We start from the raw sequence: 24,636 nt of genomic DNA, 5'->3' as shown, positions 1-24,636 counted from the left end.
ATTGAGCGTCACCTCGCTCCGGTTCAGCCCTTGTTGCTCAGACAGTCCTTCATGAAGGCCTTTCGATCGTCACCTTTCTTGCCCGTCGCCGACTTGTTGCACGCCGTCATTTTCTGCTGCTGGGTCATCGGTGCGGCCGCTGCAGGCGTGGATGAGAGGCAACCTTTCATGAACGCCTTGCGGTCATCGCCTTTCTTGCCCGTCGCCTGCGCATTGCAGGTCGTCATCTTCGATTGCTGGCTGTTATCGGCGAACGCCGGCGTTGCAGCGAATGTCACGCTTAACATGGCGCCCAATGTGAGCGCTGCGATGGTTGCCCGGATCTTCATGCGTTTTCTCCCTTTAAATGGATGACGTGAAACGAGGTGAGGTGTTGCAAGGTCAGGCACGTATTGATACCGCTGCGGCGTTTGCCTTTGTTTTTGCCATCGATACGATCTTTGCCATTGCTACGCGGCTTATTCAGACAACTAAGGCAACTCATTATGGCAAAAAGCCATACAAATGCCGTACGGTTTCGAACCTACGGATAAACGACTAGCACCGTGCGCCCGCATGATTCGGAAGACGTCAGCTTTATTGATTCTTATTGATCAAAAACGATCCAGCGTCTTTCGTGCCCTTTCGACACGCGTTTTGTAAGCTTTCTTTCGCCGATGACAACGGTTCTGCACAACAGGCTTACAATTTTCGTCCTCGCGCGTGCGCGTGTTGCGTGGTCGAGGAGATCAGGGACGCGATGATTCCATGGCTTGCAACGACCGGCTCTCGCCGCTATCTACGAGCAAAACCGCCGTTGTAGCATCGCAACATCTGCGTGAGCGGTGTCGTCGCCTCGACAAAGCGCGTTCACAGATTCTCCCTACACTCTCTCATGCGCAGCGTTGCAAAGCCGTGCGATCCTGTTGTCTACTGCTGAAAGGAGTTGCGTATGTCCCATCCTTTATCCGATCACTACAAGGGTTTCGAAATCACCGTCCAGGCGTTGCGCCGCGGAAAAGAACGCGACGAGCCGGACGATGGCCCGCGTCATTTCGATATCGTCGTCAATATTTCGCGCAGCGCCAGCGGCGAAAGCTCGAAATCGGAGATGTTCGGCGTACCGGAGCAGGAACCGTTCGACAGTCCTATCGATGCGACGCGAGCGGGCATTGAGTACGCGCGGTCGATCATCGACAAGAAGGTGAAAGGGGAGTCTGTTGACGAGTTGTAAGCGCTCGACGGCATGGCAGTGATGAGGAAGATTTCACCGCGATTTTGCATGCGGAGTTGATTGGCGGCTAGGCGGCGAAGTCTCGCCGCATTCCGTGTTGCGTAAAAATCAGGGCCGACAGCAATTGCGGTCGGAAGCGGGACCGTCCACGCTCATCGGACCGTGGGCGCTTGTCACCAAGCCGAAAACACGCAAGCGCGCACAGCGATCCGGCGCGCTTCAACCCCATCTATATCGCCTGAGCCTGAGCCTCAACACCCCGCCATCCATCCTGTTTCATCCAATCACCGAACATCCGACAACTCAAAACGAAACCAGGAGATTTGCCGCATGAAATCACATCACAAAGCCGTCAAACCCGCGCTACGCCGCCGATTCCTGTCCGTCGCGCTGTTGTTGAGCGCGTGCGCCGCGTTGCCGTTATCGCTCTATTCAGCAGATGCCGCCGCGCAAGCCGCGCACAAGCCGAAAGTTGCGCTCGTGATGAAATCGCTGGCGAACGAGTTCTTCCTGACCATGGAAACCGGCGCCAAGGACTATCAGAAACATAACGCGAGCCAGTTTGACCTGATCACTAACGGCATCAAGGACGAGACCGATACCGCGAGCCAGATCCGCATTGTCGAGCAGATGATCGTCTCGAAGGTCGATGCGCTCGTGATCGCGCCGGCCGATTCGAAAGCCCTCGTGCCGGTCGTCAAAAAGGCCGTGGATGCCGGGATTATCGTGGTGAATATCGATAACCGGCTGGACCCGGACGTGCTCAAGTCGAAGGACCTGAACGTGCCGTTTGTCGGCCCGGACAACGCGAAGGGCGCGCGGCTGGTCGGCGATTACCTCGCCAAGCGGCTCAAGGCGGGCGATGAAGTTGCCATTATCGAAGGCGTATCGACCACGACGAACGCGCAGCAACGTACCGCCGGATTCAAGGAAGCGATGCAAACTGGCGGCATGAAGGTCGTTGCCCTGCAATCCGGCGACTGGGAAATCGACAAGGGCAATGCGGTGGCATCGCAGATCCTAAACGCGAATCCGAACATCAAGGCGCTGCTCTGCGGCAACGACAACATGGCGCTCGGCGCGGTGGCTGCCGTGCGGGCGGCTGGCAAGGCGGGCAAGGTGCAGGTCGTGGGTTACGACAACATCAACGCCATCAAGCCGATGCTCGCCGATGGCCGGGTGCTCGCGACCGCCGATCAATACGCCGCGAAGCAGGCGGTATTTGGTATCGACACGGCTTTGAAGGCGATTTCCGAGCATAAGAAGCAGTCGGAGTTGTCCGGGGTGGTGGAAACACCGGTTGTCCTGATCACCAAAAAATAGGTATTACAGGCATAGAGTCTCAATTTGTCTGCTTAAAGTCTTAAGAAACAGGCGCCGCTGCCGATAAACGAAGGAATGGGATGATTAACCCGTTTTTTCGATGAATTGGCGAGGCGGAGCCCGTAATCGTGTATCTGAACTGGGTAAGTAGATTGGGTATTGGGACGGCAGAAGGCTAGTCGGGACTTCGCGAGCATGTTCCGCTGCAAACGATTGCGGCCGGACCCGCTCTGGAATTGGAGCCTCGCCTTAATGCGGGATCTCGGGTACCCAAAGTTCGCAGGCTGCGAGACCGGTTTGTGGCCAGCGCAGCGGCTTGTCGCCGGAGAAGTGGATGGACGACAGAGTGGAAACCCCGCCCGTTCTCACGGTGAGCGGGATAGGCAAGACCTACGTGGAGCCGGTTTTATCGGATGTCACGCTGGACCTGCACGCCGGCGAAGTCCTCGCGTTGACCGGGGAAAACGGCGCCGGAAAAAGCACGCTGTCCAAGATCGTTGGCGGCCTGGTCGATCCGACCACCGGCACCATGACCCTGGGCGGCGCGCCTTACGCGCCGGCCAGCCGGAAGGACGCGGAGGCGCTCGGCGTGCGCATGGTGATGCAGGAGTTGAACCTGCTGCCTACGCTCTCAGTGGCGGAAAACCTGTTCCTGAACCGCTTGCCGCAGCGCAAGGGATTCAAATTCGGCTGGATCGACCGGGCGGCGCTGCGCGAGGATGCGCGGCACGCGATGCAGCAGGTCGGGCTTGACGCAATCGATCCGGATACGCTCGTGGGCGAACTGGGCATCGGGCATCAGCAGATGGTCGAAATCGCGCGGAATCTGATTGGCGATTGCCGCGTGCTGATTCTCGATGAACCCACCGCCATGCTGACGGCGCGCGAAGTGGACTTGCTGTTCGAGCAAGTCGAACGCCTGAAGAAGCGGGGCGTGGCGCTGGTGTATATCTCGCACCGGCTGGAAGAATTAAGGCGGATCGCCGGGCGCGCAGCCGTGTTGCGCGACGGCAAGCTGGTTCATATCGACACCATGCAAAACCTGACGAGCGACCGCCTCGTCACGCTCATGGTGGGACGCGACATCGGTGAGCGGATCGATCTGGGCGAGCGCCGGATTCGCGACGTCGCGCTGAAAGTGGCCGGCATGAGCCGCGGCCACGTAGTCCGCGATGTGTCGTTCGAAGTGAAGGCGGGCGAGATTTTCGGCATCAGCGGGCTGATTGGCGCGGGTCGCACGGAACTGATGCGCCTGATCTACGGCGCGGACCGGGCCGATAGCGGTGTGGTGTCGGTCGCGCACGAAGGCGCTGCGCTCATGCCGGTGAAGATCACGTCGCCAGCGGACGCGGTGAAGAACGGCATTGCGCTGATCACCGAGGATCGCAAGGGCGAGGGTTTGCTGCTGCCGCAGCCGATTGCCGCGAACATTTCGCTTGGCAATATCGGCGCGGTCTCGAGCAATGGTTTTGTCGATGGACGGCGTGAAGCGGCGCTGGCTCAAAAACAGATCGACGCGATGCATATCCGTGCCGCGGGTCCGATGCAACCGGTGTCGGAGTTGTCGGGCGGCAATCAGCAGAAGGTGGTGATTGGCCGTTGGCTCGCCCGGGACTCGACTGTGCTTCTCTTCGATGAACCCACGCGCGGCATCGATGTCGGCGCGAAATTCGATATCTATGCGTTGATGGGTGCGTTGGCGCTGGAAGGGCGGGCGCTCGTGGTGGTATCGAGCGATTTGCGCGAACTGATGCTTATTTGCGACCGGATCGGGGTGATGTCGGCGGGACGGATGAGCGGGGTCTTCGAGAGAAATACCTGGTCGCGGGACGCGCTGTTGGCGGCGGCTTTTGCCGGCTACGCGAAACGCGACGAAATCCTCCAGGAACCTATCGTCCCGGACGCCAAGGCGCCGCCTCCCGTTCCACCTCCGCCATCGAGCAACGGCGAATCAGTAGTGGATCGGTGAGTCTGCGAACGCAGTTGCATCAGGGTAGCGAGTGATGAAAGCAGGCACAAAAGCAGCAAAAGTTGCGGTGCCCGCCAAGCATGAAAGCCGGCGCGGGGAAAACGCCGGCAGACGGTCGTAATGCCTGCGTTAAAGGCCGCACTAATGGCCGCGGGCAAATGATGTACGTTAGACCAGGCAGGCAACCGGCAACGCAAGGCTAGAGGGCGGCGCAGCGGGACGCGCTTTGCGGGGGCCAATCAAGAAGAGCAAAAGCACGACTCAAGTCAGAGAGAAGGACCAAGTATGGCGACGATCAAAGATGTAGCAGCCATTGCGGGCGTTTCGTTCACGACGGTGTCTCATGTCGTGAACAACTCGCGACCCGTGTCGGCAGAGGTGCGGCTGAAAGTGGAGCGCGCGATTCTCGAACTCGATTACGTGCCCTCGGCGGTGGCGCGTTCTCTCAAGGCGCGCAACACGCTCACTATCGGCTTACTCGTGCCGAACGCAACCAACCCCTATTTCGCGGAACTGGCGCGAGGGGTGGAAGACGGCTGCGCGAAGAACGGTTATTGCATGTTCTTCTGCAATTCCGACGACGATCCCGCCAAGCAGCGCAGCTACTTGCGCGTGCTGCAGGAAAAACGGATCGACGGGCTGGTGATTGCGTCGGCGGGAGAAGATGCGGTGCTCGCGCAAAGCCTGGCCGGTTCGCGTGAACCGCTGGTGATCCTGGACCGGAATATTGAAGGTGTATCGGCGGATCTGGTGCAGATCGATCACGAGAAGGGCGGCTATCTGGCGACGCGGCACTTGCTGCAGCTTGGGCACTCGCGCGTCGGCTGTATCACGGGCCCGATTGCCACGGCGGTCAGCGCAATGCGCGTCCACGGATTTATCCGTGCCATGGCGGAGCGCGGCATCGAGATCGAGCCGAACGCCATTCAGCAGAGCGCATTTTCGGCGACCGGAGGTTACGAGGCAGCATCGCAACTCTTCGATACCCTCAAACCCACCGGTATTTTTGCGTGCAACGACATGATGGGCGTCGGTGCGTTGCGGGCAGCCGCGGAGCGGGGCATCAACGTGCCGCGTGACTGTTCGATCATCGGTTTCGACGATATCGAATTGAGCCGATACACGTATCCGGCGTTATCGACGGTTGGGCAATCGGTGCGCGAACTCGGCGAGCTGGCGGCGCAGACGCTGATCGACCGGATCGCGGGCAAGGTACCGGCGACCACGCGGCGGCGCGTTGTCACGCCGCGAATGATCCTGCGTGAATCGACGGCAGTCGTGCCGGAGGTGATGCCGCTGGCGTATCGGAAAGATGCGGCGGCCGGGGCTGTTGCTGCGGTGAATGCCGCAGCCCTCGGGCAAGGCAGTACCGAGAAGGCCTGAAGCAGGCAGAGGACACTCGCATTCGGGGTTTTGCCGGCATCGGCGGAACCCCGTTTCGTTTGTCAGCACGCGGGCGCCGATGCGCGCGAACCATTCGCGGCAAGCACAGACATCTCGGGAGACGGGTTGATCTCCACGTCTCCAGCGTTATCACTTCCCCGTTATTCCTTCTTTCTTCAAATCAAACCTCAACCGGTTCCCTCGTGGTCATCAAGCACGATGGCGCGATTCATACTGAATCGTTTACAACAAACGCATTAATGCGATCCTTTGCTTAATAAAGCGCATCTAAAGTTCTCAGGGTAAATCATTAGATGAAATAACATTTCATGAATTTTCTCAAGTACGCCGCGCGCACGCCGTAAAAGATGTCCAAGCAGGCGAATCTGGCCCCGCTCTTAATGGCGATTCCAGAACCACGCCGGGCCGACATTTTTATCAGCAGCTCCGGGGAAAATCATGAATATGAGTTTAACGATCAAGGCGCGTCTCGGTCTGACGATGGCATTCCTCGGACTGCTTCTGGTGGCAATCGGCGGATTGGGGCTCTATGGGATGACGCAGTCGAACCGGTCGTATCGCGACACGTTCGAGAACCAGATGCCGAGCGCTAACGCCGTCAGCAACGCGGAGCTTTATACGGCCCGTGAACGGCTCATATTCGACCGCGCAGCGTTTCTGGCCGGCACGCCGGAAGTCGCGTCGACCATCGAACGCGGCGGCATGATGCGCGGCCGCGCCAACGATTACTGGAAAAAGTACACCGAGCTGCCGCAAGACCCGACCGAAAAGCAACTGGCAGATACCTCCAACGCCAAACGCCTCGCGCTGCAAAAGGTGATCGACAGCGGCTATGACGCCGTCAGGGCGAATGACCAGGCGCGGATCGTAGAAACGGCCAAAGCCATGCAGGTCGCTTACGGCGAGTTGTCGACGGCCAACGATGTGCTGCGCAAGTTCCAGTTCGACGGCGCCAGGCAAGGCTATGACGCAGCGCAATCGGCCGCGTCGGCTTTCCGCACGCTGAGCATGATCGCGATCTTGGCCGGGCTGGCCGCCGCCGTGTTTTCGTGGATTGCCTTGCGCCGCGCGATCGGCCGGCCGCTGGACGCCGCGCTCGAACACTTCGAAGCGATTGCTGCCGGCGATCTGCGCGGCAAGGTCGTTGCCACCTCGCGCGACGAAATGGGTCTGCTGATGCAGGGTCTTGCACGGATGCAGGCAAGTCTCGTCGGCACGGTTCGCAGCGTACGCTCGGGCACCGAATCCATCGCGACGGCGACCAAGGAGATCGCGGCGGGCAATATCGACTTGTCGTCGCGTACGGAAGAGCAGGCGTCGGCGTTGCAGGAAACGGCGTCGAGCATGGACGAATTGACCGGCACGGTGAAGCAGAACGCCGATAACGCCCGGCAGGCCAGTTCGCTGGCGGCCAACGCGTCGGAGATCGCGAACAAGGGCAGCCGCGTGGTGGCGCAAGTGGTCGACACCATGGGCGATATCAACCAGAGCTCGGCGAAGATCGCGGACATCATTACGATCATCGAAGGGATTGCGTTCCAGACCAATATCCTGGCGCTGAACGCGGCCGTGGAAGCGGCGCGCGCAGGCGAAGAAGGGCGCGGTTTCGCGGTCGTCGCCGGCGAAGTGCGCAATCTCGCGCAACGTTCATCGGCGGCGGCGAAGGAAATCAAGGGTCTTATCGATACCTCGGTCGAGCGCGTGCAATCGGGCACCTCGCTGGTCGATGAAGCCGGCCGCACGATGAACGAGATTATCGGCGCGGTGCAGCGGGTCACCGACATCATGGGTGAGATCGCGGCGGCCTCGCAGGAGCAGAGCAGCGGCATTGAGCAAGTCGCGCGCGCCGTCACGCAGATGGACGAGGTGACGCAGCAGAACGCGGCACTGGTCGAGGAGGCGGCGGCAGCGGCGCAATCGCTGGAAGATCAGGCGGCGAAGCTGCGCCAGGCCGTGGCGGTATTTCAACTCGATGACGACAGCGCGGCCGGGGCGGGTGTCAGCCATGCTGCTGCGCGGCCGGGATCATCGGCAACAGCAAAGTCGCGCGTGGCGGTTCAGGGGGCGCCACGGCGCGCGGCGCCGGCGATGGCGATGGCATCTTCTGCCAAGGCGCCTGTTGCAGCGCGTCCGGCGGTGGCACGGCCAATCGCACCACGGCCGGCTGCGGTGTCGGCGGCAGCTGCGGCTGCGGCTACCGGTGATTGGCAAACCTTCTGATCGGTTGAGAAGGTCGATTGAGTTGAATGCGTTCCGCAAACCTGATCTGCGGGGCGCATTTCGGTCGCTGGATTAACCCCGGCTTTCACTACCGCCCCTAAACACCACTGATAACGCGCGGCCTATAGGAAATCCGGGCGGCCCGCGCGTATGTCCCTGCAAGCGAGTTTCAAGAGGGGTCCAATCGAAGCGTTCCCACCAGGCTCCGCCATAACCCTTCGTCAACCCAGGAACCCGCCAACGCCGCGACGCACTCAACAAGCAATCGCCATCTCAGAAAACTCCGGCTGACCTGACCCGAACTCGCGATCCATGCCGACTTCCCCGTACACTGGGCGGACTTCGTTCAACCTTCACGGGATTAGAACGCGTTTCGATCACCACCACAGGACGCTTGCCATGACCGGATCCACCCTTGCCGCACAGCTCGTTCAGGCCCGCCGCCAGCGCACGCAGATAGAAGACCTCGAGTCAGTCGATATCCCCGCCGACGCCGAAGCGGCGTACGCCATCCAGCACGAAGTTCTGACCCTTTCCGGCGCGCGGATTGGCGCATGGAAAGTCGGTGCCCGCGCGCCCGGCGCACTGGCGAACACGGCGCCCATCGATGCAGAACTTGTCCACACTTCGCCGGCACGCATCGCGCACGCCTCATTTTTCCGCGCGCTGATTGAGCTGGAGATCGCGTTCCGTTTTTCGACCGCGTTACCGCCGCGTGAAGAACCTTACAGCCGCAGCGAAGTGTTTGCGGCGATCGGCAGCATGGCCGTGGCGCTGGAGGTGGTCGATAGCCGCTTCGCGCAATGGCCGAACCTTGCGACGCTGGCACAACTTGCCGATTCGCAGAACAACGGGGCATTGGTGGTCGGCAAGATGGAGCCGTACGACGTGATTGCGCCTAACTTCGATTTTCTTTCCCCGCTGCTTGAACTGTCCGTCGATGGCGTTTCGATCGTGCCGCCGAGCATCGGCAATCCGGCCGGCGATCCACGGGAACTGCTGGTGTGGTTCGTCAACCATTGCAGTGCTCACGGACACACGGTCCAGCCGTTCTGGACCATCACCACCGGCTCGTACACTGGCGCGCGACGGGTCGACGGGCCAGGGGTGATCAGCGGCCGGGTGGACCGGATCGGCGATATTGAACTGACGCTGGATTGACTTAGTTGCAGCATTGCAGGACACGGTGACCGCGCGTGCGGAAAACATTCATGCGCGCTTGTTACATCTAAAAAAGCACTCATCCGAGTGCTTTTTTTTCGAGTCTAAATCCCTGATTGCCGAACGGGTATATAGGCGGGATATTGCCGGGGTATAAGCGGTCAACGGATGTGGGTGCGCGTCGTTTAGTAAGAGAGGCGCATAACGTTCGAGTCTGTTCATTAGCCTGCTGCCGAATGACATTGGAGATGCTGATGTCAAAAAAACGCATTACGCGTTGCATCGTTCCGGCACTACGGCGCGTATATCGGATGACCGGTGTGGGATAACCGGTGGATAACTTGTGGACGAGCATGTGGATGAGCGGGGGACAACACAGGGATAACTCAGCGTGGCGCACCATGGTTACAGGACACATGCGGCATATCAGCCACTTATCTGCAACGCGTCAGCACCATAAGCGCTCAATGCATAAATGCGGGCAACGCTTGAGCGCCGGCAGCAGCAGTCAGGGGGTTAGGCTGCCAGCATGCCGCATGGGTCCGGGGCTTGTACAGCAAGGCTATGCAGCCAATACGGAGAACGTTTCGCGAGTCGGGACACTGATTGTAGGTGAACGAAAATATTCCACCAAGCTAGGAATACTTCGAAGCAAATCAACAACGCATTTGCATGAAAAAAAATTCGAATAGGTTTAGGATGAACTGAAGCGATGTTGTTCTGATTAGGCGCGCCGCGCACACATTGCTTTCTGACTTCGGCGAGGAGGTAGCATGGATATCTACAGCAGTTTCGCGACCCGCTTCGAAAAAACCCGCGAGGAGGAATTCTCGCTCGAAGAGTATCTCGCGCTCTGCAAAGACGATCCTGCAACGTATGCAACAGCGGGCGAACGGATGTTGTCGGCAATCGGGGAACCGGAGTCCGTCGACACTCGCACCGACCCGCGCTTATCGCGTGTGTTTGCAAACAAGGTCATCAAGGTGTATCCGGCATTCCGTGAGTTCTACGGAATGGAGGAAGTGATCGAGCAAGTGGTGTCGTACTTCAGGCATGCTGCTCAGGGTCTTGAAGAGAAGAAACAGATTCTTTATTTGCTGGGGCCGGTGGGCGGTGGCAAGTCATCTATTGCCGAACGTTTGAAGCAACTCGCCGAGCGTGTTCCGTTCTATGCAATCAAGGGTTCACCTGTCAACGAATCACCCCTTGGGCTGTTCGACTACGACGAAGATGGCCCAATCCTCGAAGAGCAATACGGCATTCCGCGCCGGTATCTCAAGAGCATCCTGAGCCCGTGGGCCGTCAAGCGCCTTCACGAATTCAATGGCGACATCCGCAAGTTCCGCATCGTTCGCCGTTATCCTTCCATCCTGCGCCAGATCGGTATAGCCAAGACCGAACCGGGTGATGAGAACAATCAGGACATCTCGTCACTCGTTGGCAAGGTGGACATCCGCAAACTCGAAACCTTCTCGCAAGACGACGCTGACGCATACAGCTATTCCGGCGGTTTGTGTCTCGCGAACCAGGGCTTGCTCGAGTTCGTCGAAATGTTCAAGGCGCCGATCAAGGTGCTGCATCCGCTGCTGACTGCGACCCAGGAAGGCAACTTCAAGGGCACGGAAGGTTTCGGTGCAATTCCGTTCGACGGCGTGGTCCTGGCTCACTCGAACGAGTCGGAATGGAAGACGTTCCGCAATAACAAGAACAACGAAGCACTGCTCGATCGTATCTTCGTGGTCAAGGTGCCGTACTGCCTGCGCTATAGCGAAGAGATGAAGATCTACGAGAAGCTGCTGCGTAATTCTTCGTTGACGAACGCTGTTTGCGCGCCGGGTACGTTGAAGATGATGGCGCAAATGGCGGTGCTCACGCGCCTGCATGAGCCGGAAAATTCCAGCCTCTTTTCGAAGATGCAGGTCTATGACGGTGACAACCTGAAGGACACGGACCCGAAGGCAAAATCGTTCCAGGAATACCGCGATTTTGCGGGCGTCGATGAAGGCATGAACGGCGTTTCCACCCGGTTCGCATTCAAGATTCTTTCTCGCGTATTCAACTTCGATTCCACGGAAGTCGCGGCCAATCCGGTGCACCTGATGTACGTGCTGGAACAGCAGATTGAACGCGAGCAGTTCCCACCGGAAACGGAGCAGAAGTACCTGTCGTTCATCAAGGACGTGCTGGCGTCGCGGTATGCCGAGTTCATTGGCAAGGAGATCCAGACCGCGTACCTCGAGTCATATTCGGAGTATGGACAAAACATCTTCGACCGTTATGTGACTTATGCTGATTTCTGGATCCAGGACCAGGAATTCCGTGATCACGATACCGGCGAAAGTTTTGACCGCGCTTCGCTGAATGCGGAACTCGAGAAGATCGAGAAGCCGGCTGGCATCAGCAACCCGAAGGACTTCCGCAACGAGATCGTGAACTTCGTGTTGCGGGCGCGGGCTGCGAATGGCGGCAAGAATCCGGCGTGGATCAGCTACGAGAAGTTGCGCGTCGTGATCGAGAAGAAGATGTTCTCGAATACCGAAGAACTTCTGCCGGTGATCTCGTTCAATGCCAAGGGATCGGCGGAAGAACAACGCAAGCATGAAGATTTCGTCAACCGCATGGTCGCGAAGGGCTACACGCCGAAGCAAGTTCGCCTGCTCTGCGACTGGTATCTGCGGGTGCGTAAGTCGTCCTGATGCGTCGTTGTAATGCTGTCTGTGCAAGTGCGTTTTTTGATCGTTTTTAATGATTTTCGACAGGGAGATGAATGAGTTCTCAGCGAAGCCCCGTAAAACGTGATTGAATCGTAGTTGTGTTGTCAGTTTTATAGTCATACGTTCGCGTGATGCTGGCCTCTTGCAGCGGACGCGAACATCTTGGCGAGTGCCTTACGGTCTTGCGCCGCCGCGTGCGGTTCAGACCGCCAGCGCTTCGCTTCCTCGCCAATTACGCGGGAGACTGGATGTGCTGCATCAAATCATCGACCGCAGGTTAGCCGGTAAGAACAAGAGCATTGCCAACCGCGAACGCTTTTTGCGTCGTGTCAAAAACTATATTCGCCGGGCGGTGTCGGATGCCGTTCGGGATCGAAGCATCAAAGACATCCAGAGCACGCAAAGCATCACGATTCCGAAGAAGGACATTGCCGAACCGTCGTTCCGGCATGGCCCTGGCGGAAAGCGCGAGCTCGTGCATCCGGGTAATGCCGAATACATTCGTGGCGACAAGATCGCGCGCCCGAATGGCGGCGGCGGTGGCGGTGGCAAGACCGCGAGCAACGAGGGCGAAGGGCAGGACGACTTCGTGTTTGAATTGTCGCGTGAAGAGTTCATGCAGTATTTCTTCGATGACCTCGAGCTTCCGCGTCTCGTCAAAACTCAATTAGCCGCCGTGCCCACATGGAAGAATGTTCGGGCGGGCTTTTCGGCTGAAGGAACGCCAAACAATATCGATGTCGTCCGTTCGCTGCGCAGTGCGCTCGGACGGCGGATCGCGCTCGGGTCGCCGTTATCGCGTCAGTTGCACGAGATGGAGCGTCAGTTGGAAGTGCTCCTGGACGAGAAAGGCGATCCCGAGGAAATCGCGCGGCTGGAAGCCGATATCGTGATCATGAAAGGGCGCATCACGCGCATTCCTTTCATCGACCCGTTCGACTTGCGGTATGTCAACCGGACCAAGCAGCCCACGCCTTCCAGCAAGGCCGTGATGTTCTGTCTGATGGACGTGTCCGGGTCCATGGACGAGCAGCGCAAGGATCTGTCGAAGCGGTTCTTCATTCTTCTGTATCTGTTCCTTAACCGGAATTACGAAAAGATTGAAGTCGTTTTCATCCGGCATCACACGCGCGCCGAGGAAGTGGACGAAGAGACTTTCTTTCATTCGACCGAGAGCGGCGGCACGGTCGTGTCGAGCGCGCTCGAGTTGATGAAGAAGATCATGGATGAACGGTATTCACCCACGGAGTGGAATATCTACGGTGCGCAGGCGTCGGACGGCGACAACTGGACTGACGATTCGCCGAAGTGCCGCAAGCTTCTCGCCGAGGACATTTTGCCGAAGGTGCGCTATTTTGCTTATATTCAGGTGGCGCCTGAAGAGCAGAATCTCTGGGTGGAATATGCTCATCTGAAACAAAGCGCGCCTGAACTCGCGATGAAGAAAGTTGAATCGGCTGCGGATATTTATCCTGTCTTTCGCGAATTGTTTGAGAAACAACAGGCGGCTGCATGACAACACGGCATTTGGACAACGAAGCACGTGGGTATCACCTCAAACCTGGCGAAGAACTGAAAGCACAAGACAGCGCGCCACAAAAGTCCAGGAAGCCTCGCAAAAGCCCGGCGTCGGAAGGAGACACCATGAACGTGGCGGAAAAAAGGCCGTTGCCGTGTCCATCGGACTGGACCTTCGAGCTGATCGAGGAATACGACACCGAGATTGCCCGTGTCGCGCAGCGTTACGGGCTCGACGTCTACCCGATCCAGCTCGAACTCATCAGCGCCGAGCAAATGATGGACGCGTACGCGTCGGTCGGCATGCCGGTGAACTACCGGCACTGGTCGTTCGGCAAGCACTTCCTGTCCACCGAGAAGAGTTATCGGCGTGGGCAAATGGGTCTCGCGTACGAGATCGTCATCAACTCGAATCCGTGCATTGCGTACCTGATGGAAGAAAACACGATGACGATGCAGGCGCTCGTCATCGCGCACGCGGCGTACGGGCACAACTCGTTTTTCAAGGGCAACTACCTGTTCCGGCTGTGGACGGACGCGCATGCCATTGTCGATTACCTGGTTTATGCGAAGAATTACATTGCGGAATGCGAGGAGCGTCATGGCATTGACCGGGTAGAGGAACTGCTCGACTCGTGTCACGCGCTGATGAATTACGGCGTCGACCGGTATAAGCGGCCGCAGAAATTATCGCTGGCGAAGGAAATGGCCGCGCGGCGCGAACGTGAAGCGTATTTGCAATCGCAGGTGAATGAACTCTGGCGCACGCTGCCGAACAAAAAGGCGACGACGACCGAGGAAATTGAAAGCCGTTATCCGCCGGAACCGCAGGAAAACCTGCTGTATTTTGCGGAGAAAAATGCGCCGCTGCTCGAGCCGTGGGAGCGGGAAGTTATTCGCATTGTCCGCAAGGTCGGCCAGTATTTTTATCCGCAGCGGCAGACGCAAGTCATGAATGAAGGATGGGCTACGTTCTGGCATTACACGCTGCTCAACACACTGTATGCGGAAGGCCGTCTGGAAGATGGTTTCATGATGGAGTTCCTGCATTCGCACAGCAACGTGGTCTATCAACCGCCGGTGACGAAGCAGTATTACAGCGGTATCAATCCGTACGCGCTGGGTTTCTCCATGATGAGCGATATTCGCCGCATCTGTGAACACCCAACCGATGAAGACCGCGAATGGTTTCCGGAGCTGGCCGGCAGTGACTGGCTTGAGGCGCTGCATTACGCCATGCGCAACTTCAAGGACGAGAGTTTTATTGCGCAGTATTTGTCGCCGCATCTGATTCGCGAAATGCGTCTGTTCTCGATTCTCGACGACGATATGCGCGACTCGCTGGAAGTGTCGGCTATTCACGACGACAGCGGGTACCGCTACGTTCGCCAGGCTTTGTCGCGGCAGTACGACATGCATCATCGTGAGCCGAATATTCAGGTGTATTCGGTGAATACACGTGGCGATCGGAGCCTGACGCTACGCCATTTCATGACCGATAACCGTCACCTCACCAATGACAGCGAAGAGGTTCTCAAGCACATGGCGCGGCTGTGGCAATTCGACGTGTATCTTGAAAGCGTCGATGAAAATGGAACCGTGAGAAAGCGCTTCGATTGTAAATATACCGGGGCGGAGAAACGCTGAGTTCGTTTATTGAGGGTATAAAAAAACCGGCTAGCTGATTCACTCAGCGAGCCGGTTTTTTATTGAGCCGGACGAAAACCTTAAACCTTATCGATTTTCCTGGCTTCTTCGTCTTGCGTGAACAAATCCCAGCTTGCCATGAACAGCGCGGCGATCAGCGGTCCGATCACGAAGCCGTTGATCCCGAACAATCCCATTCCGCCGAGCGTGGAAATCAGGACCACCCAGTCAGGCATCTTTGTATCCTTGCCGACCAGGATAGGGCGCAGCACGTTGTCGACCAAGCCGATCACCACCACGCAGAACAAGATCAAGATCACGCCGCGCCAGATATCGCCGGTAAGCAGGAAATAGGCGGCTGCCGGCGCCCAGACCAGCGCAGCGCCAATGGCGGGCAACAGCGACAGAAACGCCATGAGCACACCCCACAGCAGGGAGCCCTGGATACCCAGGAACATGAAGATCATGCCGCCGAGAAAACCCTGAACGGCCGCCACGGCGATATTGCCCTTCACCGTTGCACGGACGACCGTGGTGAACTTGGCGATCAGGTGCTGCTTCGGTTCATCGTCCAGGGGCAGGGCGCGGCGAATACGCCGGCCGATCTCGCCACCATCGCGTAGCAGGAAAAACACGAGATACAGCATCACGCCGAAGCTGATCACGAACTGGAACGTGTTCTGGCCAATGCTCAACGCCTGCGAAGCCACGAACTGGCTGATCGCAGCCGCGCCGCTGGTCAGGCGTTGTTGAATGCTCGGGATATCGGTGAGACCAAAACGGCCAAGCAGTGTCTGCACCGAGTTCGGCAGCGCGTGAATGGCCTGCTGGAAGTAGGTCGTGAAATTGGGCTGACCCGCCTTGACCTGGGCGTATGCGAGACCGATTTCCTGGACGAGCGTGGCCGCGACGAAGCTGAGCGGCAGGATCACGATCACGATCGTCAAACCCAGCGTGGCGAACGCCGCCAGATTGCGCCGCTTGCCGAATTTCGCGGCGAGATAACGCTGCAACGGCTGGAACAGGATGGCGAGAATCGTTCCCCAGAAGATCGCGCCAAAGAACGGCAGCAAGATCCAGCAGAGCGCGACCGTGACCACGAACAGCAAGAGGTGGAAGAAGTTTTGATGAACCGTGCTGTTATTCATGAGATCCCTGAAGTGAAACGGAGTCCAGGCAATGAGCGCGAGTTTCAACGCCTGGTCACCCTGACTGATGCAATTGCCGGATGCTAGCATGAGCAAGTTTTGGTCCATCTCGCCGGTTTTGTAAGCTTATTTTTTAGCGCCAAGGGCCAGGTGCCTGCTGCTGCCCACCTCTCATCTCAAAAAAAGTATAATTGAGTATTCACTCATTAATCACATTGATTCGATCAAGCAAGATGGCCCGACCCAAAAGCGACGACAAACACAACGCGCTGCTGCTCGCCGCGGAACAGGTTTTTGCCCAGCGCGGGCTGGCGGCTGCGCCGACATCGGCCATTTCGAAGCAGGCTGGCGTCGCGGAAGGCACTTTGTTCACGTACTTCCGCACGAAGGACGAGCTGGTGAACGCGCTATACCGCTCGATCAAGCTTGATCTCGCCGACGCCCTGATGACCCGGTTTCCGCGCACGGGACCGGTGCGCGACCGGTTGGAATATCTGTGGGACGCATTCGTGGACTGGGGTGTCGCCAATCCGCAGCGCCTGAATGTGCTCGATCAGTTATCGGTGGCGGATACGGTCACTGAAGAGTCGAAGGCAGTCGGTTATGAACCGTTTGCCGAGATTGAGGCGCTTGCACAACACAGTATCGATACAGGCGTGTTGGAGGATTATCCGGTCGCGTTTATTGCGGCCAGCATGAAGTCGATGGCCGAAACCACCATGGCCTTCATGACGGTTTGTCCGGCAGATGCCGGTCGGTACCGGAAGATTGGATTCGACGTGTTCTGGAACGGTATCGCCCGTAACGCACGTAGTTGAATGACGGATGGATCAAGCGGGCACATTTCGTCGTTCGTTTTTTTGCCCGTTTTAATGACTGATTACTCACGCAAAAACACTTGGAGGACGAGCACATGAGCACATGGACCACGGCCAACATTCCCTCGCAATCGGGCAAACGCGCGTTGGTGACTGGCGCGACCGGCGGGTTAGGTTACGAGACATCGCTTGAACTGGCCCGGGCCGGCGCCGAAGTGATACTGACCGGGCGCAGCGACGCGAAAGGGCGAATCGCGCTTGAACGCATTCGCCGCGAAGTACCGAATGCCCAAATCCGTTTTGAAGCCATCGATCTCGCAAGCCTCGCGTCGATCTCTAAAGCGACGCAACACCTGCTTGACCAAGGCTCGGCGATTGATCTGCTCGTGAACAACGCCGGCGTGATGATGTTGCCCAAGCACGAAACAACCACCGATGGCTTCGAGCGTCAGTTCGGCACCAACTATCTCGGTCACTTCGCGCTGACCGCGCAATTGCTGCCCTTGTTGCAGAAGAGCGCCGCGCCGCGCGTGGTGAACCTGAGCAGCATTGCGCATCGGCGAGGAAAAATTGCTTTCGATAACCTGCAAGGCGAGCGCGCGTATAAAGCGTGGCCGGCATACGAACAGTCCAAGCTCGCCATGCTGATGTTTGCACTGGAATTGCAACGCCGCAGCGACGCAAGCGGCTGGGGCCTCATGAGCAACGCGGCACATCCGGGTTTTGCACGGACGGATCTCATTGCAAACGGGCCGGGCAATGCGGGCGTATTAGCAATGCTCAGCCGCGCGATGATGCCGTTCCTGAGCCATAGCGCGGCAGAAGGCGCGTTGCCCACGCTGCTGGCCGCCACCTCACCCGAGGCACAGCCAGCCGCTTATTACGGTCCAAAGGGTTTCCAGGAGATGACCGGCGCGCCCGCCGAGGCACGCATCTCTCCCCAGGCAAAGGACACCGCGGTTGCCGCTAAACTGTGGGATGTATCGGTGAAACTGACAGGCGCGTCCTGGCCGGGAAAATCATGAAAGTGCTTATTTTTGGCGCGACAGGAATGGTCGGGCAAGGCGTATTGCGCGAATGCCTGCTTGATAAGGATATCGAACGAGTGGTCACGGTGGGACGCAATGCGGCGGGTCAGCAGGACCCAAAGCTCACCGAGATCGTGCATAAGGATCTCTTCGATCCCACCTCGACTGAATCGCAACTCAGCGGTTTCGATGCGTGCTTTTTCTGCCTGGGCGTGTCGTCGTTCAGGATGAGCGAGGCCAACTACACACATCTCACCTTCGATCTGACGTTCGCCGTCGGCAAGACCTTGTCGCGTCTCAATCCAGGCATGACGTTTTCGTATGTGACGGGAGCAGGCACGGATACAACCGAGCGCGGACGCAGCATGTGGGCGCGCGTCAAAGGCCGCACGGAAAACGCGCTGCTACGCATGCCGTTCAAGGCTGCGTATATGTATCGTCCCGGGATGATCCAGCCGATGGACGGCATTCGCTCGAAGACGGCTGTATATCAGATGGCGATTTCTTTGCTGCGCCCCGTGTTTCCGCTTATGCGGCGCGCATTTCCGAACGCGATAACGACGACCAGCCAGTTAGGCCGCGCGATGATCGCCGTCGCCAAAGAAGGTGGCGCGTCCCGCGTGCTGGAGACGCGGGACATTACAAGGTACTAGCGGCGAACTACTTACCGCGCGGCATCGCCCCAGCGGTACTCCACCGTCGCGTCGTCCAGCTGCGCCTTGAGTTCGTCGTTCAGCACAAGATCCACTGCAGCCAGCGTATCCGTGAGCTGGTCGGGCCGGCTCGCACCAATAATCGCCGATGTAATCGCCGGGTTCGCCAGCACCCACGCCACCGACGTCTTCGTCAACGACTCACCGGTAGCGCCAACAATCTTCTTCAACTTTTCGATGGTTTCAAACTCGCGCTCATGCCAATAACGCTGTTGATACGTCGCGCCGGCTTTGCCGACCATCGCCGTAAAACGGCCTTCTGATGGTGCGGCATCGTGCTTATGTTTTCCTGTCAGCAAACCGCCCGCGAGCGGGTTGTACGGGATCACGGCGAGATGCTCATCGGTGGCAAGCGGCAGCAATTCACGCTCGATCTGCCGGAACAGCAGGTTGTATCGCGGCTGGACGGAAACGAAGCGCGCCACGCGCAAGAAATCCGAGCGGCCCAGCGCAGTGGCGAGCCGGTACGCCAGGAAATTCGATACTCCCACGTAACGCGCCTTGCCTTGGCGCACGATGGTGTCGAGCGCTTCCAGGGTTTCATCGAGCGGCGTGTTTTGATCGTCGGAATGCAGTTGGTAAAGGTCGACGTAATCGGTATTGAGCCGTTTGAGCGATGCATCGATAGCGTCCAGCAAATGCTTGCGCGACGCGCCCTGGTCCCACGCCGCAGGTCCCATCTTGCCGACCGCTTTCGTGGCCAGGATGAACTGGCTGCGGCGCGTGGGAGTGTCTTTCAGCCAGCGCCCGACTATCTCCTCCGTACGCCCGGCCACGTCTTCCGTGCTGCCGAGCGGATAGACGTCGGCGGTGTCGATAAAATTGACACCCGCTTCAGCCGCACGATCCAGGATGCTGCGCGATACATCCTCTTCAGTCTGCAAACCGAAGGTCATTGTGCCAAGGCACAAACGCGAGACGTTCAGGCCGGTACGGCCAAATCTACGATACTGCATGGCGAACTCCTTGGGCGTGTTGAGTGTGCTTCAGCTTAAACGTTCAGGCGCGCGCCTGCATGCGTGCGCCTACAAGGTTGCGGCCTGCGGCGCCGCGCGCGGAGGCACGGCGTCTAGGAAGCGGAACACAATAGCCGATGCCAGCGTCACGAGGCCCACGCAGACAAACGCGATTCGAAACGCGAGCGCCGCCGAGCCGAGGTCCGCTGAAAATACCGACACCAGGCCACCGCCAATCGACACCCCGAGGCCAATGGCCAGCATCTGCACCATCGAAAAGAGGCTGTTGCCGCTGCCGGCGTCCTTGATCGACAGGCCCTTTAGTGTGACGCTGTTCATCGCGGCGAACTGCATGGAATTGCATGCACCGAATACGGCGAGGATCGCGATCTCGATGGCAAGCGGCGTGCTCACCGAAAATGAAGCGAAGCCGACTATCGACGCCCCGACCAGAATGGTGTTCCACAGCAGGAAATTATCGTAGCCATAACGCTTCACCAGCGGCGAAATCCAGCCCTTCGCAACCGTGCCGGCGAACGCGGCGGGCAACATCATCAAGCCCGAATGCAGCGGCGTATAACCGAGTTGCAGTTGCATCAGCAACGGCAGGAGGAACGGCACCGCGCTCGATCCGATCCGGCATAACAAGTTGCCGATCAAGCCCACGCTGAAGTTCGGTTCGCTGAACAAGGACAGTTTGAAGAGCGGATCGCGCCGGCGTTTGGCGTAGGGAACGTAAGCAAGCGCCGCGACCGCGGACAACACGAACAGTCCGCCCGATACCAGCAGTTTGTGGGTTTGCGCGGGGCTGTCGAGCGCCATTGAAAACGCGACCATGCAAAGTGACAGCAACGCGCAGCCGATAAAGTCAAAAGGCGCGGCCTCGGTGATGGCATCGTTGGGAAGAAAGCGGTGCACGGCAAACAATCCCACTGCGCCGATGGGCACGTTGATCAGGAAAATCCAGTGCCATGTGAATGATTCGACGAACCATCCGCCGAGCGTCGGTCCGAGGATCGGGCCTACCTGGCCCGCAATTGAAATGACCGCCAGCGCGGAAACGTACGCATCGCCCGTCACGCTGCGCAGCACGGCGAGCCGGCCGATCGGCAGCAGCATGGAGCCGCCGATTCCCTGGATCACACGCGCCATGATCAGTTGATTCAGTGACTGCGCGTGGGCGCAGCACATTGAGCCGATGACAAATAACAGGATGGCGACGAAGTAGACGCGGCGAGTGCCGAAGCGGTCGGCGAGCCAGCCGGATGCGGGCGTGAGGAGCGCCATGGTCAGCGTGTACGCGACCACGATTGGCTGCATCGCGAGCGGTTGCGCGTGGAGGCTGTGCGCAATGGAGGGCAGGGCAGTGTTGACGATGGTCGTGTCGAGCGCTTGCATGAAAAAGCCGACCGCCACGATCCACAAGAGCGCCGTGTGGGAGTTTTTAGAAGTCATCGATTACAGCGGAAACCATGTATGTCGCGTGGGGTTCGCGCGATATGACGATTTTAAGGCGCCAATTGGTAATCGGGAACCCCGCTGGCCGCGTTGACTATCATCGAGAAAAGCGATCACAATGCATGATGCTCAATCCAGTTTGGCTGAACACGTTCGCGACGGTGGCCGCGTCGCATAGTTTTACCGATGCCGGGCGCCAGCTCCGTCTCACGCAATCCAGCGTGAGCGAGCACATCCGGCGGCTGGAGGAACACGTCGGACGCCGGCTGCTCGTACGCGATACCCATTCGCTCGCGCTCACCGCGGACGGCGAAGCCATGCTGGTCCACGCGCGTATGATCCTGGACGCGATGACCCACGCCGAGTTGCAGTTCCGCTCGCCGCGCCTCAGGGGCCGCGTGCGCCTGGGTTCCTCCGACGATCTCGCACTCGGCCCTTTACCCAGCGTGCTGGCGGCATTTCGCCGGACCCATCCCGATGTCGAACTGGAAATCACTATCGGCATGACGGGGCGGCTCTACGAGTTGCTGGATGCAGGGTCGATCGATTTGCTGATCGGCAAACGGCGCATTGGAGATCCACGCGGCATTCCGCTGTTTTCTGGACAACTCGAATGGCTTGGGCTCACGGGGACCGAGGTGGACCTCGAGCAACCGCTGCCGCTGATTCTCGTCGCCGAGCCGAGCGTCACGCGCGCCGTGGTTCTAGACTCGCTGGCCGCGGTCGGCGCGCGCTGGCAAATGGTCTGCACGAGCAGTTCGTATGCGGGGTGCATTGCCGCCGCGCGCGGTGGGCTGGGGCTCACCGTGCGGTCTCATTCCCTCGCGGGCAGAGGACTTTCGCCGCCGGTGAATCGCGCGGCGCTGCCCGAATTACCGATGGTCGAATTCATCGCGTTGGGCGCGAAGCATTTGAGCCGCCCGGCCGAAACATTGCTGGAAATTCTGCAGAACAGCGATCTGAGGGGCGAATGGGCGGGCGAATAAGGGGCTGTTGCCCGGCCTGGCATGGCGCGTGCAGCAACGGCTGACACAAGCGGGCGGGTTTCATCGGATCAATTGCGCTGCAGTGCCGAAGCGCAAACCGTGCCGTCCGGTTGTGCAAACGCAACGAACCAGGGCAATCGGATTTCTGCGAATAAGACGCTTCTTATATATTGTGCGGCGAAATTGTGCGGCAAATGTGCCGTAAAGAACGCGCTGTCCGCTTTTCGCTCCAATCCTGGCATAGCAGCTGATTGCAGTCAGGCACCGCAGCAATTCACTCATTAGGCGATGCCCCAAGCTACAACCCCTTTTCTGCGTGCATTCCTTCTCTTTGCCGCCTTGTTCGCGTGCAGCACCCACGCGAGCGCCGCGTCGTACGTCGTCAAGCATTGCGCCGAACTGGAAGGCCAGTCGGTGCCGGCATCGGTGATCGGTTTGCCTACCCGGGGCGCCACCATCCTGAGCGCGTCAGTGGTGGCGGCCGCCGCGCCGAAAAACCGCAATGGCGAGTACTGCCGGCTGGTCGGCGTCATCAAGGCCCAACTCGACACCACGCCCGATATCCGCTTCGAAGTGAATTTACCGGCTCGCTGGAACGGTCGCGCTTTGCAGATGGGCGGCGGTGGTTATAACGGCGTGATCGTGAGCGGCACTGAGCCTACGGCTTTTGCGCCTTACGCTTCGCCGCTGGCCAACGGCTACGCGACCTTCGGGTCGGATTCCGGCCATGTCGGGAATTCCGGTCGCGCCGATTTCGCGATGAACGACGAAGCAGTGATTAACTTCGGATACGGTCATCTCAAGAAAACGCATGACGTCGCGCTCGCGCTGATCATCATGGGCTATGGGCGCAAGCCCGAGCAAACCTACTTTGCCGGCGGCTCGACCGGCGGCCGCGAAGCGTTCACGGTGATCGAAAGATATCCCGACGACTACGACGGCGTGATCGCCAACGCACCGGCGATCAACTTTTCGGGCGTGCGGCTGATGGGCGTAAAAGTAGGGCAGGCGGCGTATGGGACGCCCGGTGGTTTTGTGGGACCGGTGCAGCAAAAACGCGTGGTGGAAACCGTGCTGCACGAATGCGACGGGCTGGACGGCGTGGTGGACGGCATCGTCTCGGACGTTGCGGCCTGCCGCGAACGCGAACCGCAAATCATCGCGCAACTGCGATGCGCAAACGGGCAACGGCCAACCTTACGGGACAGTTGCTTGTCCGAGGCGCAGCTTGCGACGCTCGAGGTTCTGCGCGATGGTTTTACGCTGCCGTATGAACTTGCCTATGGGGTCACGAAGTACTACGGCTACAACGTGTTCCAGGGCGTGGATTTTTCGAGCGGTCTGGGACTCGGCAATTCATCGGCGCTCACGCAGCCGTTAAGCTTCGACGCCAACGGCTATCTGTTCGCGCAAGGCGACAGTTACATGAAGTACTTCGTCTCGCATGACCTGCGCTTCAACACGCTCGGTTTCGACATCAACAATCCGGAAACCTACAAGTCTCGCCTGATCGATTTGTCGGCGACGGTCGGGGCGATGAACCCGGACATGTCAGCGTTCTTTGGGCACGGCGGCAAGCTGATCACCATGCACGGTCTCGCCGATGAGGTCATCAGCCCGAACCAGACCATCGCTTTCTACGAATCGCTGGTTGAGAAGTACGGTCAGAGTATTGTCGATTCCTTCATGCGGCTTTACATGGTGCCGGGATTCCAGCATGGCAACGGCGTGTTCATTCCCGCGTGGGACGAACTGGGCGCGCTCGACCGGTGGGTCACGATGAACATCGCGCCGGAGACGCTGGTCGGGACCGACATAGCGAGCGCGACCAATGGCCGGACCCGGCCGCTGTGCCGTTATCCCGGTTACCCGAGGTACATGGGTAAGGGCAACATCAACAACGCCGCGAGTTTTCGATGCGAGAACCCGTGAGCGGACGCTTACGTTATGAGTGACTGCTCGTGCCTTGCGGCACCAGCTCTGACGCGATGATCATTGCGCCCGCATTGCCAGGCGGTGGCTGACAAGTTGCCGGCCGATAGATGAAATCACCCCGCTTGATGGACTTGCCGCTGACCACGCATTCGCCACCTTGCTTGGCCAATGCGACGCGCCATGTCTGATGCCCGTAATAGCCTGAAAGGGGGTCGCACCATGAGACCGTGGCAGTGCGTGGAGTGGGAAGTTCGATTACGCTGACCGTCAATGCTGCGTGATCGGCCCAGATGGTTTTTGCCGGGCGCCGCCGGGCAATTCGTGTGGCTTCATCGGCGGCTTGCTGGGCGCGTGTGTTGTCGAGTAACGCGACGGTTTGAGACCATGCACTGGCATGTTGCTTGAGCATCTCACCTTTCCTTTAC

The 24,636-nt window shown here is 58.8% G+C and carries 19 protein-coding genes; 14 read left to right on the top strand and 5 right to left on the bottom strand.

The genetic code is table 11. The features are described from left to right. Positions 1-23 precede the first annotated feature (23 nt). Positions 24-329, bottom strand: coding sequence for a PsiF family protein (locus ACSQ83_RS19250; RefSeq protein ID WP_436229234.1), 306 nt, complete (start codon positions 327-329; stop codon positions 24-26). 602 nt (positions 330-931) lie between these two features. On the opposite strand from ACSQ83_RS19250, the gene ACSQ83_RS19245 reads away from it, so the two are divergent. The 9 genes from ACSQ83_RS19245 to ACSQ83_RS19205 all read left to right on the top strand — a co-directional run bounded on the left by ACSQ83_RS19245 (position 932) and on the right by ACSQ83_RS19205 (position 15,169). Further along, complete coding sequence (locus tag ACSQ83_RS19245) at positions 932-1,213, top strand: hypothetical protein (protein ID WP_436229233.1); 282 nt, start codon at positions 932-934, stop codon at positions 1,211-1,213. A gap of 330 nt (positions 1,214-1,543) precedes the next feature. Further along, on the top strand, positions 1,544-2,536 hold the full coding sequence (locus tag ACSQ83_RS19240; protein WP_436229232.1) for a sugar ABC transporter substrate-binding protein: 993 nt from the start codon (positions 1,544-1,546) through the stop codon (positions 2,534-2,536). 334 nt (positions 2,537-2,870) lie between these two features. After that, entirely contained in the window at positions 2,871-4,505 is a 1,635-nt protein-coding gene (locus tag ACSQ83_RS19235; protein ID WP_436229231.1) for a sugar ABC transporter ATP-binding protein, read from the top strand. A gap of 285 nt (positions 4,506-4,790) precedes the next feature. Beyond that, entirely contained in the window at positions 4,791-5,888 is a 1,098-nt protein-coding gene (locus ACSQ83_RS19230) for a LacI family DNA-binding transcriptional regulator (RefSeq protein ID WP_436229230.1), read from the top strand. A gap of 459 nt (positions 5,889-6,347) precedes the next feature. Further along, positions 6,348-8,129 (top strand): methyl-accepting chemotaxis protein, encoded by a 1,782-nt coding sequence (locus tag ACSQ83_RS19225; protein ID WP_436229229.1) that lies wholly within the window; start codon positions 6,348-6,350, stop codon positions 8,127-8,129. 399 nt (positions 8,130-8,528) lie between these two features. Continuing rightward, a complete protein-coding gene (locus ACSQ83_RS19220) occupies positions 8,529-9,290 on the top strand; it encodes a 2-keto-4-pentenoate hydratase (RefSeq protein WP_436229228.1) in 762 nt (253 codons plus the stop codon). A gap of 773 nt (positions 9,291-10,063) precedes the next feature. Continuing rightward, positions 10,064-11,986 (top strand): PrkA family serine protein kinase, encoded by a 1,923-nt coding sequence (locus ACSQ83_RS19215; protein ID WP_299704361.1) that lies wholly within the window; start codon positions 10,064-10,066, stop codon positions 11,984-11,986. A gap of 268 nt (positions 11,987-12,254) precedes the next feature. Then, complete coding sequence (locus ACSQ83_RS19210) at positions 12,255-13,520, top strand: YeaH/YhbH family protein (RefSeq protein ID WP_299704364.1); 1,266 nt, start codon at positions 12,255-12,257, stop codon at positions 13,518-13,520. Positions 13,521-13,648: 128 nt separating this feature from the next. Further along, the gene (locus ACSQ83_RS19205; protein WP_436229227.1) at positions 13,649-15,169 is read left to right on the top strand and encodes a SpoVR family protein; all 1,521 of its coding nucleotides are present in this window, start codon (positions 13,649-13,651) and stop codon (positions 15,167-15,169) included. An 80-nt stretch (positions 15,170-15,249) separates the two neighbouring features. Here the strand turns inward: ACSQ83_RS19205 and ACSQ83_RS19200 are convergent, their stop codons facing one another. Then, complete coding sequence (locus ACSQ83_RS19200) at positions 15,250-16,317, bottom strand: AI-2E family transporter (protein WP_436229297.1); 1,068 nt, start codon at positions 16,315-16,317, stop codon at positions 15,250-15,252. 233 nt (positions 16,318-16,550) lie between these two features. Between ACSQ83_RS19200 and ACSQ83_RS19195 the strand changes: the two genes are divergently transcribed. From ACSQ83_RS19195 to ACSQ83_RS19185, 3 genes are all read left to right on the top strand, one after another. Next, positions 16,551-17,135: a TetR/AcrR family transcriptional regulator gene (locus ACSQ83_RS19195; RefSeq protein ID WP_436229226.1), complete on the top strand. Its 585-nt coding sequence runs from the start codon at positions 16,551-16,553 to the stop codon at positions 17,133-17,135. Between the two features lie 95 nt (positions 17,136-17,230). Next, on the top strand, positions 17,231-18,160 hold the full coding sequence (locus tag ACSQ83_RS19190) for an SDR family oxidoreductase (RefSeq protein WP_436229225.1): 930 nt from the start codon (positions 17,231-17,233) through the stop codon (positions 18,158-18,160). Further along, positions 18,157-18,816: an NAD-dependent epimerase/dehydratase family protein gene (locus ACSQ83_RS19185; protein ID WP_436229224.1), complete on the top strand. Its 660-nt coding sequence runs from the start codon at positions 18,157-18,159 to the stop codon at positions 18,814-18,816. The genes ACSQ83_RS19190 and ACSQ83_RS19185 overlap by 4 nt, the downstream gene beginning before the upstream one ends. Positions 18,817-18,827: 11 nt before the next feature. On the opposite strand, the gene ACSQ83_RS19180 is transcribed toward ACSQ83_RS19185, so the two are convergent. Continuing rightward, positions 18,828-19,832, bottom strand: coding sequence for an aldo/keto reductase (locus ACSQ83_RS19180; RefSeq protein ID WP_436229223.1), 1,005 nt, complete (start codon positions 19,830-19,832; stop codon positions 18,828-18,830). Between the two features lie 69 nt (positions 19,833-19,901). Next, a complete protein-coding gene (locus ACSQ83_RS19175) occupies positions 19,902-21,287 on the bottom strand; it encodes a DHA2 family efflux MFS transporter permease subunit (protein WP_436229222.1) in 1,386 nt (461 codons plus the stop codon). Between the two features lie 128 nt (positions 21,288-21,415). Here ACSQ83_RS19175 and ACSQ83_RS19170 point away from each other — a divergent pair, with 128 nt between their 5' ends. Continuing rightward, complete coding sequence (locus tag ACSQ83_RS19170; protein WP_436229296.1) at positions 21,416-22,276, top strand: LysR family transcriptional regulator; 861 nt, start codon at positions 21,416-21,418, stop codon at positions 22,274-22,276. A 288-nt stretch (positions 22,277-22,564) separates the two neighbouring features. Then, entirely contained in the window at positions 22,565-24,208 is a 1,644-nt protein-coding gene (locus ACSQ83_RS19165; protein ID WP_436229221.1) for a tannase/feruloyl esterase family alpha/beta hydrolase, read from the top strand. 13 nt (positions 24,209-24,221) lie between these two features. Here ACSQ83_RS19165 and ACSQ83_RS19160 read toward each other — a convergent pair whose 3' ends face one another. After that, positions 24,222-24,620 carry a DUF3331 domain-containing protein gene (locus ACSQ83_RS19160; RefSeq protein ID WP_436229220.1) on the bottom strand — a complete coding sequence of 133 codons (399 nt, stop codon included), beginning with the start codon at positions 24,618-24,620 and terminating at the stop codon, positions 24,222-24,224. Positions 24,621-24,636: the final 16 nt, after the last annotated feature.

It is taken from the genome of Caballeronia sp. LjRoot29, assembly GCF_964252755.1.
GTDB lineage: Bacteria > Pseudomonadota > Gammaproteobacteria > Burkholderiales > Burkholderiaceae > Caballeronia.
Note: the sequence above shows the minus strand (reverse complement) of the source record. Positions and strands in the feature narration are given on the sequence as shown.